Source organism: Micrococcales bacterium, from assembly GCA_016703125.1.
Lineage (GTDB): Bacteria > Actinomycetota > Actinomycetes > S36-B12 > UBA10799 > JADKAV01.
This window is the reverse complement of sequence record JADJCR010000002.1, coordinates 102,998-117,172: the sequence shown is the minus strand read 5'-3', so window position 1 is coordinate 117,172 and position 14,175 is coordinate 102,998. Positions and strand designations below refer to the sequence as shown.

The following is a 14,175-nucleotide window of genomic DNA, read 5'->3' as shown; positions in this document are numbered from 1 at the left end:
ATGTCAACGACCGGTCAGAAAGAAGTCACCGGCTGGACCGGCTGGGTGTTCTTTGCGGGCATCATGATGGTCATCGGCGGCGCGCTGTGGGCCCTGCAGGGCCTGATCGCCGTGATCAACGGGGATGTCGTGATCTTCGGGGAGGAGGCCGCGCTCTTCCTCAACGTGACGGGCTGGGGATGGGTCCACATGTTCCTGGGCCTGCTCATGCTGCTGTCCGGATTCCTGGTCATGAGTGGGAACCTCTTCGGTCGCACGATGGCCGTGATCCTGGCGATGCTGAGCATCGTGGTCAACTTCATCTGGCTGCCCGTGTACCCGGTGTGGGCGATCGTCGTGATCGTCATCGACATCTTCATCCTGTACGCGGTGATCGTGCACGGCAAGGAGATGAAGTCGGCCTGAATGCAGGGGGCCGACCCGGGTTCGGCATGTACCGGGCGAGAACGGGCCGGCCCGCCTACCATGCAGTTGGCGATGAAAGGGATGCACATGACGGAATCTGACGAGTTCGAACTCGGTCCGGTCGACTACCTGGTGATCGAGTATCCGGACGGGAACCCCACAGGGGAAGCCCTGCCGTACCTGCTCGACCTGGTCGACCGGGGGGTCGTCCGGCTGCTGGACGTGGCGCTTGTGGCCAAAGGCATGGACGGCGAGGTGGCGGTACTGAGCATGGAGAACCTGCAGGGGGCGGGTGATCTTGCGATCTTCGACGGCGCCAGCACGGGCCTGCTCGACGACGAGGACATCACCGAGGCCGCCGAGATCATGACCCCCGGAGCCATCGGCGCGATCCTCGTGTACGAGAACACGTGGGCCGCACCGTTCGCCACCGCCCTGCGCAAGGCCGGTGCACAACTCATCGCGAACGGCCGGATCCCGGTGAATGCGCTCATCGCAGCGCTCGAGAACGAAGAACAGGAGAACGCCTGATGCCTGGTTTGATCCGAGGAGTTGCCCGCACGGCCGCGATCGCCGGTACCGCCACAGCGGTGTCCAACGGCGTGTCGCGGCGCCAGTACGGCCGATGGGAGAAGAAGGCTGCTCAGCAGGAGGCCCAGCAGGCGCCAGCTCAGCCTGCCCCAGCACCCGCAGCCCCAGCACCCGCCGCGGAGACGATGGACGACAAGATCGCCGCGCTCAAGCAGCTCGGAGAGTTGCATGCGCAGGGGATCCTCACCGACGAGGAGTTCGCGGCCCAGAAGGCCAAGCTTCTCGGCTGAGCGGTGTCCGGCGCGGCATCGCCGCCCACGACGAGCGGGGGACCGACCATGATCACTGAACAGAGCGGACAGCCCCGCGGCGGTCCTCGTGATCGTCGTGACCGAGCACCGTGCCGGTGACGAGTTCTTGGACCTCGGCAGGGCCCTGCTGGACGTGCTGAGCCGCGCTGAGGGCTTCCTCAGCGGGGACGTGGGGCGCAGCCCCGACGAACCCGACGTGTGGCTCGTGAGCACCTCGTGGCGCGACGTCGGGTCCATGCGGCGCGGCTTCGGTGGCTTCGACGCCAAGGTCGCAGCGGCACCGGTGATGGTCAGCGCGTCCGACCGGGTCAGTGCCTTCGAGGTCCTGCTGCACGCCGACGGTGATGCAGTGGTGGCGCGGGCCAGCGACCGGAGTGTGGAGTAGGCGGGGTTGCACCCGCGAGAGTTCCCGCCTCGACGCCAGTGGCGGTCGGGGTGGCGGGAGCCGTCGGAACGCTGGCGCGTTCCTCCTCCCAAATCCGTGGCCTTACCTGGAAAAGACTCGTGTGGGGCCCGGAACGCTGGCCGTTCCCCTCCCAAATCGTGGCCTTTGTCGGGGGCCCGGGATTTGAACCCACGACCTCTTCGTCCCGAACGAAGCGCGCTACCAAGCTGCGCCACACCCCGCTCCTTGGACAGGATAGCGACCGCCCTACCGCGCCCGTGGCACGAGGTGGAGCATCGTGGCCTCCGGTGGGCACGCAAGCCGGATCGGCGCGTAAGGGTTGGTGCCCAGACCGGCGCTGACGTGCAGCGCTGCGCCGTCGTGGCGGGACAGACCCTTGGCACGCTTGCGGTCCAGGTCACAGTTGGTCACCAGGGCCCCGTAGCCAGGGATGCAGACCTGACCGCCGTGGGTGTGGCCGGCGACGATCAGGTCGGCTCCGTCGGCCGCCATGGGATCGAGCACGCGCAGGTAAGGCGCGTGGGTGATGGCCAGGCGCAACGACGCGTCCGGGTCGAACGGTCCGGCCACCTTCTCGTACCGGTCGAGGCGGATGCGGGTCGTTGACCCCGCGCATGTCGATGCGGTTGCCGCGCACCGTCACGTCGTCGCGGCGGTTGTTCAGGCCGGCCCACCCGGCGTTGAGCAGCTCGGCCTCCAACTCCGCGGTGGGCAGCCTGCGCGTGGCCATGACCGGCTCGCGGTCCTTGATGAAGTACTTGAACGGGTTGACGGTCTTCGGGGTCCAGTAGTCGTTGGAGCCGAAGACGAACACCCCCGGAACGCCGTTCAACGGCTCGAGCGTCTTGGCCACGTAGGGCACGGCATCCATGTGCGCGAGCAAGTCGCCGGTGAGGATGACGAAGTCCGGGTCGAGCTCTGCCAGCGACCGCACCCACTCCATCTTGTCCAGTTGGCCGGGGGTGAGGTGCAGGTCGCTGAGTTGCAGGACGCGGACGGGGCGTGACCCCGGCGCCAGCACATCCACCCGCACCGAACGCAGCGTGAACTGGTGGGCCTCCCACAGCGAGTAGGCGAGCGTCGCGGCGCCGGCGCCGATGCCGGCCAGTCCGATCTTCGCTGCGGGATGCACCCGTCAATGGTCGCACGGCGACAAACCCCCGTACCATGACCGCGGTCACATGAAAGGATTGGCGCCATGGCCCTCAAACAGACCTTGCAGTCGGACCTGCAGGCAGCGATCAAGTCCCGCGATGAACTCACCGCAGCGACTCTGCGCATGGCCCTGGCCGCGGTGACCAACGCTGAGGTCGCCGGCAAGCAGGCCAAGGAACTGACCGACGACGAGGTGCTCGCGGTCCTCGACAAAGAGGCCAAGAAGCGCCGGGAGTCGGCCACCGCCTACCGCGACGCCAATCGCCCCGAACTCGCCGACCGCGAGGATGCCGAACTCGGTGTTCTCACCGGCTATCTACCGGCACCGCTGAGCGACGACGAGGTGTCGGCCATCATCGACCAGGCGATCGCCCATGTCGCCGCGTCGGGGAAGACGGGCATGGCCGCGATGGGTCCGGTGATGCAGCAGGTCACGGCGGCCACCCGCGGTCGTGCCGACGGCAAGGCCGTGTCCGGCATCGTCCGGCAGCGCCTGCAGGGCTGATCCGCCCTACTGCGCGCTCGCTCGGACTTCGAGCCCGTTGCGGCGCAGCGTCTCATCGATGATCTCGCCCCACGGCGACGGCCTGAGGCCGAACGTGTGCTCGGTCAGGGACGAATCCAGGACGAACGGCCGGTCGAACTCGTAGAGCATCTCCACGAGTTCAGCGGCCGGGCGGTTGAACAGCCCGACCAGGCGCAGCGTGCCCGCCCCTGCCGTCCGGATCTTCGGTGCTGGCACATCCATGGCGGCGGCCAGATCCCCGATCACCTCGGTCTGCGTGCGGGCGGGGTTGGTGGGCACGTGCCAAGGCCGGCCCCACGCCCGCGCGTCCTGGCCCACGACCGCCAGGAGTGCGGCGGCGTCGCCGGTGTAGGTCCAACTGTGCGGCTGGTCGGTGCGTCCCATGAGCAGAACCGGCTTGCCGGCCCGCAACCTGGGGATGACTCGCGACCCGAAGTTCGTCTGATCACCGGCCTCGCCGATGTAGTCGCTGGCGCGCACCTCGGTTGCCCTGATCCGACCGGCTTCGTGTGCCGCCAGCGCCTGCTCCCACATCGCTGCGCGCACCTTGCCCTTGCGGGTATGGGCGGCCATCGGGGCCTGCTCGGTCATCGGGCCGTCCACCGCCCCGTAGCCGTACAGGTTGCTGAGCGTGACCAGCACGGCGCCCGTGCTCTCGGCCGCGGCGAGCAGGTTGTCGGCCATCGGCGGCCAGTCGGTGACCCATCGGTGGTACGGCGGGTTGATGCAGTTGTACATGACGTCGGCTCCTGCGGTCGCCGTCAGCAGCGCCTCACGATGGCCGGCGTCAGCCGAGCGCGCCTCCACACCGGGGACGGTGTTGCCGGACCGGCTCACCAGGCGCACGGTGTGACCCTGCCCGGCGAGCAGCGCGGCCAGTCGGGTTCCGACCTGACCGGCGCCGACGATGATGTGTTGACCCATGATCTCTCCTAATGTGCGAGCACTGCTCACACTACAGAGCAATGCTCGCAAAAGCAAGAGCAGTGCTCGCATATACTCGGACCATGACTGAATCGGGATTCCGCGCACGCAACCGGGCGGCGATCATGGCCGCGATCACCGAGGCCGCGAATCGGCAACTCGTGGAGGTGGGTCCCGCGCAGCTGTCGGTGCGTGCGATCGCGCGCGACCTCGGCATGGCGTCCAGCGCGATCTACCGGTACGTGAGTTCCCGGGACGAGTTGCTCACGCTGCTCATCATCGACGCGTACGACGACTTGGCAGCGGCCGTCGAGGTCCGGGCTGACCGGGCGCCGGACCCTGGCAGGCGCTGGCGGGCAGTGGGCCTGGCCTGCCGGGAATGGGCACTGGCCAATCCGCAACGTTTCGCGCTGATCTATGGTTCCCCCGTCCCCGGTTACGCCGCTCCGCAGGAGACCATCGCGCCCGCCACCCGCATCCCGGCCCTGCTTGTCGGGATCATCCAGCAGGCCCGCGTCCAGATCGCCCCCGCCGCGTACAGCGACCGCGTGGCCCGCAGCCTGCGCCCGGGGCTCACCGGCATGGCGGCGTGGACGGGGATCACGCAGCCGGCCTACAGCGAGGCGGCCTTCGCCGTCGGTGTCATGGCGTGGACGCACATGATCGGATCGATCTCGTTCGAGCTCTTCGGACATCGCCACGGCGTCGTCGGCGATTCCGGGGCCGACCGCCGTGCCTATTTCGAGTTCGAACTGGCGGTGCTTGCCGAGAACCTCGGCGTGTCCTGAATTACGGTGTCGGCAGCGGGGTCGGGGTCGACGGCACGCCCGGCACCGGCGCCGGCGTGTAGGTCGGCGGGATGTAACTGCCGCCACCGCGGGCGGTGCGCAGGCCGAACAGCGTCTGCAGTTCGAACGACTTCGGCGGAGTTTCCGAGAGGGCGCCCAACATGGCCTGCTTCCAGATCGGACCCGGCAGGCTGGAACCGAAGACCTGACCGTAGTACGAGCCGTTGATGTAGACGTTCTTCATCGGGTACTGGAAACCACCGCGCGGGTCGCCCACCCATACCGCCGCCGCGAGTTCGGGCGTGTATCCGGCGAACCAAACGGCAGCCGAGGAGTCGGTGGTGCCCGTCTTGCCGGTCGCGTCCCGGCCGAGGCTCATCGCCGCACCGGTGCGGCCCGGGATACCGCCGTCCACGACATGGGTGAGGATTGCGGTCACCGAGTCGGCGACCTCCCTGCTCACCGCCGCGCGGCACTGGGGGTCGACCTTCGAGACGACCTTCTTCTCGCTGCTCTGCTCGTCGACGATGCGGGTGATCGCGTGCGGCTTGCAGTAGACCCCGTGGTTGGCCATGGTGGCGTAACTCGTGGCCAGGGCCAGCGGCGACACCTCGACCGAGCCGAGGGTGAAGGACTGGACCAGCGGCAACTCCGCGCCGTTGGCCAGGGACATGCCGGTGCGCTGGGCGATGTCCACCGTGCGGCACAGGCCCACCTGCTGCTCGAGGCCGACGAAGTAGGTGTTCACCGAGAAGGCCGTGCCTTGCAGCATGTTGAACTGCCCGGAGGAGGTGGAGTTGCTCACCGTGTAGGCCCCGAAGTAGTTGCCGTCGGTGCAGCCCCACGGGCCGGCGGGGAAGTTCTTGTCGTCAGAGGAGTCAAGGACCGTGAACGGTGAGAATCCGGCTTCCATCGCGGCGGCAAGCGTGAAGATCTTGAACGTCGACCCGGCCTGCATACCGGTGGTCCCGCCGTCCTTCTGATCGACGGCGTAGTTGTACGTGGTGCGACCCTTGCCCTTGGTGCCCCACAGCCGGTTCTGCGCGAGCGCGACCACCTCGCCGGTGGGCGGGTTCACCATGGCGATGGCGGTCCCCTTCTTGCTCGGGTCCTTGGGGGGAATGGTGTTCATCACCGCGTTCGTCGCCGCAGCCTGCGCCTTGGGCTGCATGGCCGTGTGGATGACCAAGCCGCCGCGCTTGAGGAAGTCCTCACGGTCCTGAACGGTCTTGCCGTAGTTCGGGTCGTTCAGGATCTGCTTGACCGCGTAGTCGCAGTAGAAGGGGTACTTGCTTTCCGCGCAGCCATTGCTGATCTTCTTCGGTTCGAGGTAACTCTTCACCGGCTTGGCGACAGCCTTCTGGTACTGCTCGGGGGTGATGTAGTCCAGCGACTCCATCTTGGCCAGCACCGCGTTACGCCGGGTCTCGGAGTCCTCCGGGTTGATCAGCGGGTCGTAGCCGACCGGGGCCTGCACGATGCCGGCCAGCGTGGCTGCCTCCACCACGCTCATCTTGTCGGCGCCGTGGCCGAAGTACCGGCGCGAGGCCGCCTCAACGCCGTACGCGCCGGAGCCGAAGTAAGCGATGTTGAGGTAACGGCGGAGGATCTCGTCCTTGGGCAGTTCCCGCTCGAACTGCACGGCGTAGCGGATCTCCTGCAGTTTCCGGGCCGTGGTGCGCTCGAGGGCGGCTTCGACCTCCTGCTCGTTGCGGGCAGCGGTCACGAGCACGTTGCGGACGTACTGCATGGTCAGAGTGGACGCGCCCTGCTGGATCGAGCCGCTGGCGGTGTTCTCCAACTGGGCCCGGATCAGGCCCTGGACGTCGACTCCGTGGTGCTCGTAGAAGCGCTCGTCCTCGACGCCCACGATGGCGCGCTGCATGTTGGGACTGATCTTGTTCAGCGGCACCTCGATGCGGTTCTCGTCGAACAGTGTCGCCATCCGGTTGCCGTCGGCGTCGAGCATGTAGGTGCGCGCCGGCAGCGGCGGGGTGGCCAGGACTGCAGGCAGCGATCCGATCTGCTCGGCGGCCACCTCGGAGGCCTTGCCGAATCCGGCGACGAAGGGCACCGCCATGGCGGCCAGGATCGCGCCGCCGACCAGCCCGACGAGGCCCAAGCGGGCGAGTGCGGGCACCGGGCGATCCGCAGTGGACTTCTTACGAGCATTCGACACAGCCATCAGACGTAAGGGTACGTGGCCCTGGTTCCCGCGCCACCCATGTGGTGTCCGTTGGGCGATGGACGATGTGCGCTTCCCAGGTAACGAGAAGGTATACCCCGGGTTCACAGACCCCGGGGTTATGGGCCATGCTGTTACCAGCAGATGTGACGCAGATAACGCCGACACTGCGAGGGGCCAGTGGCAAATGGTCTGAAAAGACTAGGTGTCATAGTACGAATGGCCCTCAACGGTAGCGGAGCGGTTGCTTACTGTTACCGAGAGCTTCGGGGGATGGCTCAGAACCGGACTGAGGGGAAGTACCAAAGTGCTCAACGTCGTTGCCTGGAGCGCCCAAGCCGCGTGTCGTGACACGGATCCGGATGAGATGTTCGTCCAGGGGGCAGCCCAGAATCGCGTTAAGCAGATCTGCAACGGGTGCCCGGTCAAGATGGAGTGCCTCGCTGATGCGCTGGACAACCGGATCGAGTTCGGGGTCTGGGGCGGAATGACCGAGCGCGAACGCCGAGCCCTGCTGCGCAAGCGGCCGCATGTGAAGTCCTGGACGGAACTGCTGGAGACTGCGTCGACGCGTCAGATCCCGGCGCAGGCGGACGCCCGGCGCCACGCCTTCGCCTGAGACACCGCGCGACGAGGCCCCGTTCCCGGACTGGGAACGGGGCCTCGCGCGTTGGTGAGCCGCCCGCTGGGGGAGGGTTGGGCGGACACCGGTCACATGGTCAGGAAGCCTTGGTGGCAGACACGTCGAGCTGGATCTTGATCTTGTCGCTGACCAGCACGCCGCCGGCGTCCAGCGGCACGTTCCAGGTCAGGCCGAAGTCCCTGCGGCTGATCTCCGCCTCGCCCTCGAAGCCGGCGCGGGTGTTGCCGAAGGGGTCGGTGACGATGCCGTCGAGCTCGACCTCGATCTCCACGGGCCGGGTCACGTCCTTGATGGTCAGGTCGCCCAGCAGGACGAACTCGTCGCCGTCGGTCTGCTTCACGCCGGTGCTGGCGAAGCTCATCGCCGGGTAGGTCTCGACGTCGAAGAAGTCAGCGGACTTCAGGTGGGCGTCGCGGTCGACGGTGCCGGACTGGACGCTGGCCATCTGAATGGTGACGGTGGCGCTGGAGGCGGTGGGGTTGGCGCCGTCGAGGGTCAGCGAGCCAGCGAAGTCGGTGAAGGATCCGCGGACCTTGGTGACCATCGCGTGCCGGGCGACGAAGCCGAGGCGCGTGTGGGTGGGGTCGATGGTCCAGGTGCCGGTGTACTGGGTCAGGTCTGCCATGGGATATCTCCTAAGTCGTTGTGTCTTCAACTAGATTGTTGAGCATTCAAGCAATCTTGTCAAGTGGAAACGGGACAATGGCGGGAAGAATTCCCGGGGTTGCTGGTGGTGACGACGACCCGGCCGGGTCCTCAGTCCTTCGCCAGCAGGTCTCCCACGGTGCGCAGGCCTTCGAGGTCGTGGACGTCATCGGCCAGGGCGATCACCGAGGCCACCGGAACCCGCGGGTGGGCGCCGGTGAACGAGCCCGCGAGGTGCTCCTGGCGGGCAGCCGTCTCCATCCGATCCGCGTGCAGCCGCAACAGTTCGGCCACGAGCGAGTGTTCATCGTTGAGGCGTTCCGCGCCGGCCCGGGCGGTCGCTGCGGACAGGTCGGGTAGCCGAACCTCCTGCACGCGGTTGAGCACCAGCCCGGCCAGCGGCATGCGTTCGGTCTCCAGGCGCTGGACGAAGTACGACGCCTCGCGCAGCGCGTCAGACTCCGGCGCCGCCACCACGACGAAGCGGGTGTCCGGTGCCTGCAACTGCGCGTAGGTCTGCTCCGCGCGCTCCCGGAAACCGCCGAACAGCGCGTCGAAACTCGTCACGAACAGCTGCACGTCGCGCAACACCTGAGCACCCAGGATCTTGCTCATCGCGCCGGTGAACAGCCCCAGCGAGGCACTGAGCACGCGCGCGGACATCCGTCCGGCGCCTCGTGCGGGGGCGGCGAGCACGCGGATCAGGCGCCCGTCCAGGAACGAGCCGAGGCGCTTGGGCGCGTCCAGGAAGTCCAGCGCCGAACGCGACGGCGGGGTGTCCACGACAATGAGGTCCCAGTGTTCCCCGCTCTGCGATTGCGAGCGCAACTGCCCGAGTTTCTCCATCGCCATGTACTCCTGCGTGCCGGCGAACGAACTCGACAGCGCCTGGTAGAAGGGGTTCTCCAAGATCGCCTTGGCGCGTTCCGGCTCGGCGTGTGCTTCGACGATCTCGTCGAAAGTCCGCTTCATGTCCAGCATCATCGCGCTGAGCGAACCACCCTCGATCCCGGGAACCGGGCGAGGTGTGTTGTCGAGCTCCGTCAGGCCCATGGCTTGCGCGAGGCGCCGGGCCGGGTCGATGGTCAGCACGCAGGCGCTGCGGCCGCGCTGTGCCGCACGCAGCGCCAGGGCCGCGGCGGTGGTCGTCTTGCCGACCCCTCCGGAGCCGCAGCAGACGATGACCCCGACGTCGCGGTCGTCGAGCAGTGCGTCGATGTCGAGTCGTGGCGCGGTCATCCGGGCAGCCCCTGTGCGTGCAGGTCACGGGCCAAGGCGTACAGGGCAGCCAGGTCGACGCCGCCGGCGAGCAGCGGGAGTTCCATGATCGGGCGGCCGGTGTCGACCAAGCGCTGCCGTTCGGAATCCTGCAAGGCCACCCGCGTGGCATGGTCGGCGGCCTCGTCCTCCAACGCCCGCAGGGTGGCCGGCGTCGGCTCGACGGAGGCTCGCAGCAGCCCCTCGCGCAACTCGGCCTGCGGCAGCCTGCGCGCCGATGCCAGCGCCAGTTCCTCGGGACCGAGTTCGGAGTGCCGGGCCTGGTTGATGACGATCGCGCCGAGCGGCAACCCGGCGGACTGCAGTTCCGTGATCCCGTCCAGGGTCTCCTGCACGGGCATCTCCTCGAGCAGCGTCACCAGGTGCACGGCAGTGCGCGCCGACCGGATCACCCCCATCACCGAGTCGGCCTGGGAACGAATGGGCCCCACCTTCGCCAGGCCCGCGATCTCCGTGTTGACGTTGAGGAAGCGGGTTATCCGCCCGGTCGGAGGAGCGTCGAGGACCACCGCGTCATAGGCCGGACGGCCGACTTTCTCCCCGCGCTTGACCGCCTCGGACGCCTTCCCGGTCAGCAGGACGTCGCGCAGACCCGGGGCGATGGTCGTGGCGAAGTCGATGGCACCCAGCTTGCGCAGGGCGTACCCACCGCGCTTGATGCCGTAGAACATCTCCAGGTACTCCAGCAGCGCCGCTTCCGGGTCGACCGGCAAGGCGTACACGATGCCGCCGTCCTCGGCCACCGCGATCTTGGTCTCCTGGTACGGCAGCGGTGCGGTGTCGAACAACTGCGCGATCCCCTGTCGGCCCTCCACCTCCAGCAGCAGGACCTTCCGGCCGCCGCGGGCCAGGGCCAGGGACAGTGCCGCGGCCACCGTGGTCTTGCCCGTCCCCCCTTTGCCGGACACCACATGCAGGCGCACGCGGGACCAGCTCGGCACCCGATTGCTCACGTTCCCAGAGTAGGGGGGAACGCCCGTCCTGCACCCGGGCACCTGGCAGGGGGAGTGCGCTGCGAGGGGCGGTGTCCTAGGGTCGGGGCATGACTACGTGGGAGTATCTGACCGCGCCCCTGCTGATCCACAACACGAAGGCGATCCTCGACAACTTCGGAGCCGACGGCTGGGAGCTGGTGCAGGTCGTTCCCGGCCCGACACCGGAGAACCTGGTGGCGTACTTCAAGCGGGCGAGGCCGTGAACGTCGAGCAGCGACTGGCGGAGTTGGGCGTGACGCTGCCGCCGGTGCCCGCGCCGGTCGCGGCCTACGTTCCGGCAGTGCGGTCCGGCTCCATGATCTACACGTCGGGGCAGTTGCCCTTACATGATGGCGAGCTGCTGCACGCGGGCCTGGTCGGATCCGAGGTCGGTCTGGACGATGCGGTGGCCTGCGCCCGGCAGTGCGCGCTGAACGCCCTGGCCGCCGTGGCCGAGCAGGCCGGCGGACTCGACGGTGCGCATCGTCAAGGTCGTGGGATTCGTGGCCAGCGCGCCCGGTTTCACAGCTCAGCCGCAGGTGGTCAACGGCGCCTCCGGACTCATCGGCGAGGTCCTCGGCGAGCACGGCGTGCATGCACGCTCGGCGGTGGGCGTGGCTGCGTTGCCACTCAACGCACCGGTCGAGGTCGAGGTCATCGCCGAGGTGCTCTGATGCGCATGCCTCCGGAGCTGCTCGAGCGAGCCCGCGCCATGGTCTACGGCGGTCAGTGGTCCGCGCCCGATCCGCGGCCGGCCGCGACGCTGGTGCTGCTGCGGGACGGCGCAGCGGGGATCGAGGTGGCGCTGCTGCAGCGATCGGCCCACCTGGGCTTCGCCCGCGGCATGTACGTCTTCCCCGGCGGTGCGCTCGACGCCGCTGACGCCGATCTCGGCGACCCGTGGCTGGTGGCAGCCATCCGGGAGACATTCGAGGAGTGTGGGGTGCTGCTGGCCGAGCCGGACCCGCACGGGGACGTGCAAGGACTGCGGGAGCGGGACTTCGCGGAGGCCCTGGGCGAACTCGGTGCCCGGCCGGCGGTGGCGGCCTTGCACACGTTCGCCCACTGGGTGACCCCGGAGATCGAGTCGCGGCGCTTCGACACCCGTTTCTACGCCGCGGCCCTGCCGCCGGGGCAGGACCTCATGGCCCTGACCAGCGAGCATCAGGCGGTCGGCTGGTACCGGCCGCAGGACGCCACGGCCCTGCCGATGCTGCCGCCCACGGCCGCCGCCCTCGCCGAGGTGGCCCGGTTCGCGACCGTCGCGGAGGTGCTGGAGGTGCAGCGGCGTCCCGTGCCGATCATGCCCAGGCCGGTGGCGGCCGGCGAGGACGACATCGCGTGGATCCTGGTCAACGCCGTCACCGGAGAGGCTTTGTGACGGGCTACGTCGCAATGCCCGGGTCCATGGGTCCGTGGGCGGGTGGGCGTTTCGACGGGGGCACGTGTGTCCTGGCCGGCAACCCCGGACCCATGACCCTGGACGGGACCAACACCTGGCTGATCGACGTCGGCGACGACGCCGTGATCCTCGTCGATCCCGGTCCGGACGACCCGGCGCACCTGAGGTCGGTGGAGCACTCGTTGGCCGGGCGCCGGGTGGTCGACATCCTGCTCACGCACGGGCACGCCGATCACAGCGCCGGGGCGCGACTGTTCGCGCAAGCGCTCGACGCCCGGGTGCGGGCCGTGGATCCGGCGCTCCGATACGGCGACTAGGGGTTGGCGGCCGGCGAGGTGCTGGTGCGCTCCGGTGTCGAGGTGCACGTCGTAGCCACCCCCGGGCACACCTCGGACTCCGTGTCGCTGTACGTCCCGCAGGTGCGGGCGCTGCTCACGGGAGACACGATCCTGGGTCGCGGGACCACCGTCGTGGCCCATCCCGACGGCCGCCTGGCCGACTACCTCGAATCGCTGCAGCGGCTCTCGGACCTGGTCGCGGCGCAGGATGCGGTGCAGGTCTGGCCGGGCCACGGGCCGGTACTTCACGACGCCGCCGCGGTGCTGGCCGCGTACTTGGACCACCGCCACGCACGCCTTGTGGAGGTCCAGGAGGCGCTGGCCGGCATGGACCCGGACCTGCCCATCGACGTGGTGACGCAGCGGGTCGTGGAAGCCGTGTACGCCGACGTGCCCCGGGGCGTGTGGGCCGCGGCAGCCTTGAGTGTGCGTGCCCAACTCGAGTACCTCGGCCGCTGAGCGCCGGGAGGACTGTCCAGAACCGGCAGGTGCCACCGCGCTACTTCGTGTCGTCGGCCTCCACCCGTGACCAGTACCAGAGAACGCACGCCATGGCCACGACCAACGTCAGCCAGGTGAAGGTGTTGCCGAAGAACAGTTGCTCGCTGCGCGGTTCCACCAGGATCTGCGCGGTCTCCTGCGGGCGCACGACGCCGTAGAGCAAGGCGACCCCCAACAGGCCGGCCAGCACCTGCAGCAGTGGCACCGGGCGGTCCGGCAGTGCGGCCACCAGCAGCAGCGGCAGGATGAGCACCCAGTGGGCCGTCCAGCTGATCGGGGAGACCAGCAGGATCGCGGCGAGCACGAGCGCATCGGTGAGGTGCGGGAAGCTGCCGTACAGGTGGTGGGCGACGATCAACGTCGCCAGGGTGACCACCGCGGCGAGCACCAGCCAGACCAGGCGGGTGGCGGTGGTGTCGCCGATCAACCGTTGCAGGAGCCCGTTGATCGACTGGTTGCTGATGTACGCCACCCCGACCCGGTCGGACTCCAGGAAGGTCCCGGTCCAGTAGACCCAGGAGGCCTGGGGAAGACCAGCCAGGCGGCTGCGTTGCAGGCCAGGAACGTCCCGGCGGCCCACAAGGCGGGCTTGATCCGGCGGGTCACCAGGAAGTACACGACCAGCAGCAGGGGCGTCAGTTTCACCGCTGCGGCGATCCCCGTCAGGATCCCCTGCGGCAGGCGCCCGGCGCGATGACTGAGATCCAGCACCAGGAACATGGCCAGCAGGATGTTCACCTGCCCGAAGTTCAGGCCCGACTCGGTCGGTTCCATCGCCAGCGTGAACGCCACGGTCACAGAGGCCACGGTCACGGTGTGGAAGCGCTTGGCCGCGAAGTTCTCCACGCAGATCAGCGCGTACACGATGACGGCCACCAGGGTGATCCCCGTCCACACCACTTGTGCGGACAAGTCCGACAGCCATGCCAGCGGGGTCAGGAAGAGGATCGCGAAGGGCGGATAGAGGTATGGCAGTTCCACGTCGGTGAAGCGCAGTGCGTAAAGGTCGTCACCGTCCCACGCTGCCTTCGCGGCATCGCGATAGACGTCGAGGTCGAGCAGGTAGGCGTCAGCGGCCTTGGTCATGTAGTGCAGGCACAGTGCTGCGCCGACCCCGATGGCGACCCAGGCGATGGCCCCCGGGCCGCGGCGTTCGAGCACGT

16 protein-coding genes, 1 tRNA gene and 3 pseudogenes are annotated in these 14,175 nt (G+C 68.4%); 11 read left to right on the top strand and 9 right to left on the bottom strand.

The window, feature by feature from the left end:
- The 4 genes from IPG68_02185 (at nt 1) to IPG68_02170 (ending at nt 1,632) form a co-directional block, all read left to right on the top strand.
- Entirely contained in the window at nt 1–405 is a 405-nt protein-coding gene (locus IPG68_02185; GenBank protein ID MBK6762148.1) for a hypothetical protein, read from the top strand.
- Between the two features lie 87 nt (nt 406–492).
- On the top strand, nt 493–936 hold the full coding sequence (locus IPG68_02180; protein MBK6762147.1) for a DUF1269 domain-containing protein: 444 nt from the start codon (nt 493–495) through the stop codon (nt 934–936).
- Nucleotides 936–1,226 (top strand): SHOCT domain-containing protein, encoded by a 291-nt coding sequence (locus tag IPG68_02175; GenBank protein MBK6762146.1) that lies wholly within the window; start codon nt 936–938, stop codon nt 1,224–1,226. Before IPG68_02180 ends, IPG68_02175 begins: the two co-directional genes overlap by 1 nt.
- Nucleotides 1,227–1,323: 97 nt before the next feature.
- Nucleotides 1,324–1,632, top strand: a complete 309-nt coding sequence (locus IPG68_02170) for an antibiotic biosynthesis monooxygenase (GenBank protein ID MBK6762145.1) — start codon at nt 1,324–1,326, stop codon at nt 1,630–1,632.
- Between the two features lie 168 nt (nt 1,633–1,800).
- Here the strand turns inward: IPG68_02170 and IPG68_02165 are convergent.
- Nucleotides 1,801–1,874, bottom strand: a tRNA-Pro gene (locus IPG68_02165).
- Between the two features lie 25 nt (nt 1,875–1,899).
- Nucleotides 1,900–2,785, bottom strand: a pseudogene (locus IPG68_02160) (metallophosphoesterase).
- Between the two features lie 66 nt (nt 2,786–2,851).
- Between IPG68_02160 and IPG68_02155 the strand changes: the two are divergent.
- Complete coding sequence (locus tag IPG68_02155; GenBank protein MBK6762144.1) at nt 2,852–3,313, top strand: GatB/YqeY domain-containing protein; 462 nt, start codon at nt 2,852–2,854, stop codon at nt 3,311–3,313.
- A gap of 6 nt (nt 3,314–3,319) precedes the next feature.
- On the opposite strand, the gene IPG68_02150 is transcribed toward IPG68_02155, so the two are convergent.
- On the bottom strand, nt 3,320–4,258 hold the full coding sequence (locus IPG68_02150) for an NAD-dependent epimerase/dehydratase family protein (GenBank protein ID MBK6762143.1): 939 nt from the start codon (nt 4,256–4,258) through the stop codon (nt 3,320–3,322).
- 83 nt (nt 4,259–4,341) lie between these two features.
- Here IPG68_02150 and IPG68_02145 point away from each other — a divergent pair, with 83 nt between their 5' ends.
- Nucleotides 4,342–5,046 (top strand): TetR/AcrR family transcriptional regulator, encoded by a 705-nt coding sequence (locus IPG68_02145; protein ID MBK6762142.1) that lies wholly within the window; start codon nt 4,342–4,344, stop codon nt 5,044–5,046.
- 1 nt (nt 5,047) lies between these two features.
- Here IPG68_02145 and IPG68_02140 read toward each other — a convergent pair whose 3' ends face one another.
- A complete protein-coding gene (locus tag IPG68_02140) occupies nt 5,048–7,231 on the bottom strand; it encodes a transglycosylase domain-containing protein (protein ID MBK6762141.1) in 2,184 nt (727 codons plus the stop codon).
- Nucleotides 7,232–7,538: 307 nt separating this feature from the next.
- Here IPG68_02140 and IPG68_02135 point away from each other — a divergent pair, with 307 nt between their 5' ends.
- Entirely contained in the window at nt 7,539–7,850 is a 312-nt protein-coding gene (locus IPG68_02135; GenBank protein MBK6762140.1) for a WhiB family transcriptional regulator, read from the top strand.
- 100 nt (nt 7,851–7,950) lie between these two features.
- On the opposite strand, the gene IPG68_02130 is transcribed toward IPG68_02135, so the two are convergent.
- The 3 genes from IPG68_02130 to IPG68_02120 all read right to left on the bottom strand — a co-directional run bounded on the left by IPG68_02130 (nt 7,951) and on the right by IPG68_02120 (nt 10,720).
- Nucleotides 7,951–8,499, bottom strand: a complete 549-nt coding sequence (locus IPG68_02130) for a YceI family protein (GenBank protein MBK6762139.1) — start codon at nt 8,497–8,499, stop codon at nt 7,951–7,953.
- Between the two features lie 131 nt (nt 8,500–8,630).
- Nucleotides 8,631–9,758, bottom strand: coding sequence for an ArsA family ATPase (locus IPG68_02125; protein MBK6762138.1), 1,128 nt, complete (start codon nt 9,756–9,758; stop codon nt 8,631–8,633).
- The gene (locus IPG68_02120; protein ID MBK6762137.1) at nt 9,755–10,720 is read right to left on the bottom strand and encodes an ArsA family ATPase; all 966 of its coding nucleotides are present in this window, start codon (nt 10,718–10,720) and stop codon (nt 9,755–9,757) included. Before IPG68_02120 ends, IPG68_02125 begins: the two co-directional genes overlap by 4 nt.
- A 119-nt stretch (nt 10,721–10,839) precedes the next feature.
- Between IPG68_02120 and IPG68_02115 the strand changes: the two genes are divergently transcribed.
- The 4 genes and pseudogenes from IPG68_02115 to IPG68_02100 all read left to right on the top strand — a co-directional run bounded on the left by IPG68_02115 (nt 10,840) and on the right by IPG68_02100 (nt 12,970).
- Entirely contained in the window at nt 10,840–10,995 is a 156-nt protein-coding gene (locus IPG68_02115) for a hypothetical protein (protein MBK6762136.1), read from the top strand.
- A gap of 92 nt (nt 10,996–11,087) precedes the next feature.
- Nucleotides 11,088–11,445 (top strand): annotated as a pseudogene (locus IPG68_02110) (RidA family protein).
- The gene (locus IPG68_02105; GenBank protein ID MBK6762135.1) at nt 11,445–12,152 is read left to right on the top strand and encodes an NUDIX domain-containing protein; all 708 of its coding nucleotides are present in this window, start codon (nt 11,445–11,447) and stop codon (nt 12,150–12,152) included. Before IPG68_02110 ends, IPG68_02105 begins: the two are co-directional and overlap by 1 nt.
- A 92-nt stretch (nt 12,153–12,244) precedes the next feature.
- Nucleotides 12,245–12,970: pseudogene (locus IPG68_02100) on the top strand (MBL fold metallo-hydrolase).
- Nucleotides 12,971–13,010: 40 nt separating this feature from the next.
- Here IPG68_02100 and IPG68_02095 read toward each other — a convergent pair.
- Together IPG68_02095 and IPG68_02090 are read right to left on the bottom strand one after the other, a co-directional pair.
- The gene (locus IPG68_02095; protein MBK6762134.1) at nt 13,011–13,484 is read right to left on the bottom strand and encodes a hypothetical protein; all 474 of its coding nucleotides are present in this window, start codon (nt 13,482–13,484) and stop codon (nt 13,011–13,013) included.
- Nucleotides 13,436–14,173 (bottom strand): DUF2029 domain-containing protein, encoded by a 738-nt coding sequence (locus tag IPG68_02090; GenBank protein ID MBK6762133.1) that lies wholly within the window; start codon nt 14,171–14,173, stop codon nt 13,436–13,438. The genes IPG68_02095 and IPG68_02090 overlap by 49 nt, the downstream gene beginning before the upstream one ends.
- Between the last annotated feature and the right edge of the window lie 2 nt (nt 14,174–14,175).

What these genes read in the sequence shown, in the direction of transcription:
- IPG68_02185 (MBK6762148.1), top strand. Translation starts at nt 1, where the DNA reads ATGTCAACGACCGGTCAGAAAGAAGTCACCGGCTGGACCGGCTGGGTG.
- IPG68_02180 (MBK6762147.1), top strand. Translation starts at nt 493, where the DNA reads ATGACGGAATCTGACGAGTTCGAACTCGGTCCGGTCGACTACCTGGTG.
- IPG68_02175 (MBK6762146.1), top strand. Translation starts at nt 936, where the DNA reads ATGCCTGGTTTGATCCGAGGAGTTGCCCGCACGGCCGCGATCGCCGGT.
- IPG68_02155 (MBK6762144.1), top strand. Translation starts at nt 2,852, where the DNA reads ATGGCCCTCAAACAGACCTTGCAGTCGGACCTGCAGGCAGCGATCAAG.
- IPG68_02150 (MBK6762143.1), bottom strand. Translation starts at nt 4,258, where the DNA reads ATGGGTCAACACATCATCGTCGGCGCCGGTCAGGTCGGAACCCGACTG.
- IPG68_02145 (MBK6762142.1), top strand. Translation starts at nt 4,342, where the DNA reads ATGACTGAATCGGGATTCCGCGCACGCAACCGGGCGGCGATCATGGCC.
- IPG68_02140 (MBK6762141.1), bottom strand. Translation starts at nt 7,231, where the DNA reads ATGGCTGTGTCGAATGCTCGTAAGAAGTCCACTGCGGATCGCCCGGTG.
- IPG68_02130 (MBK6762139.1), bottom strand. Translation starts at nt 8,499, where the DNA reads ATGGCAGACCTGACCCAGTACACCGGCACCTGGACCATCGACCCCACC.
- IPG68_02125 (MBK6762138.1), bottom strand. Translation starts at nt 9,758, where the DNA reads ATGACCGCGCCACGACTCGACATCGACGCACTGCTCGACGACCGCGAC.
- IPG68_02115 (MBK6762136.1), top strand. Translation starts at nt 10,840, where the DNA reads ATGACTACGTGGGAGTATCTGACCGCGCCCCTGCTGATCCACAACACG.
- IPG68_02105 (MBK6762135.1), top strand. Translation starts at nt 11,445, where the DNA reads ATGCGCATGCCTCCGGAGCTGCTCGAGCGAGCCCGCGCCATGGTCTAC.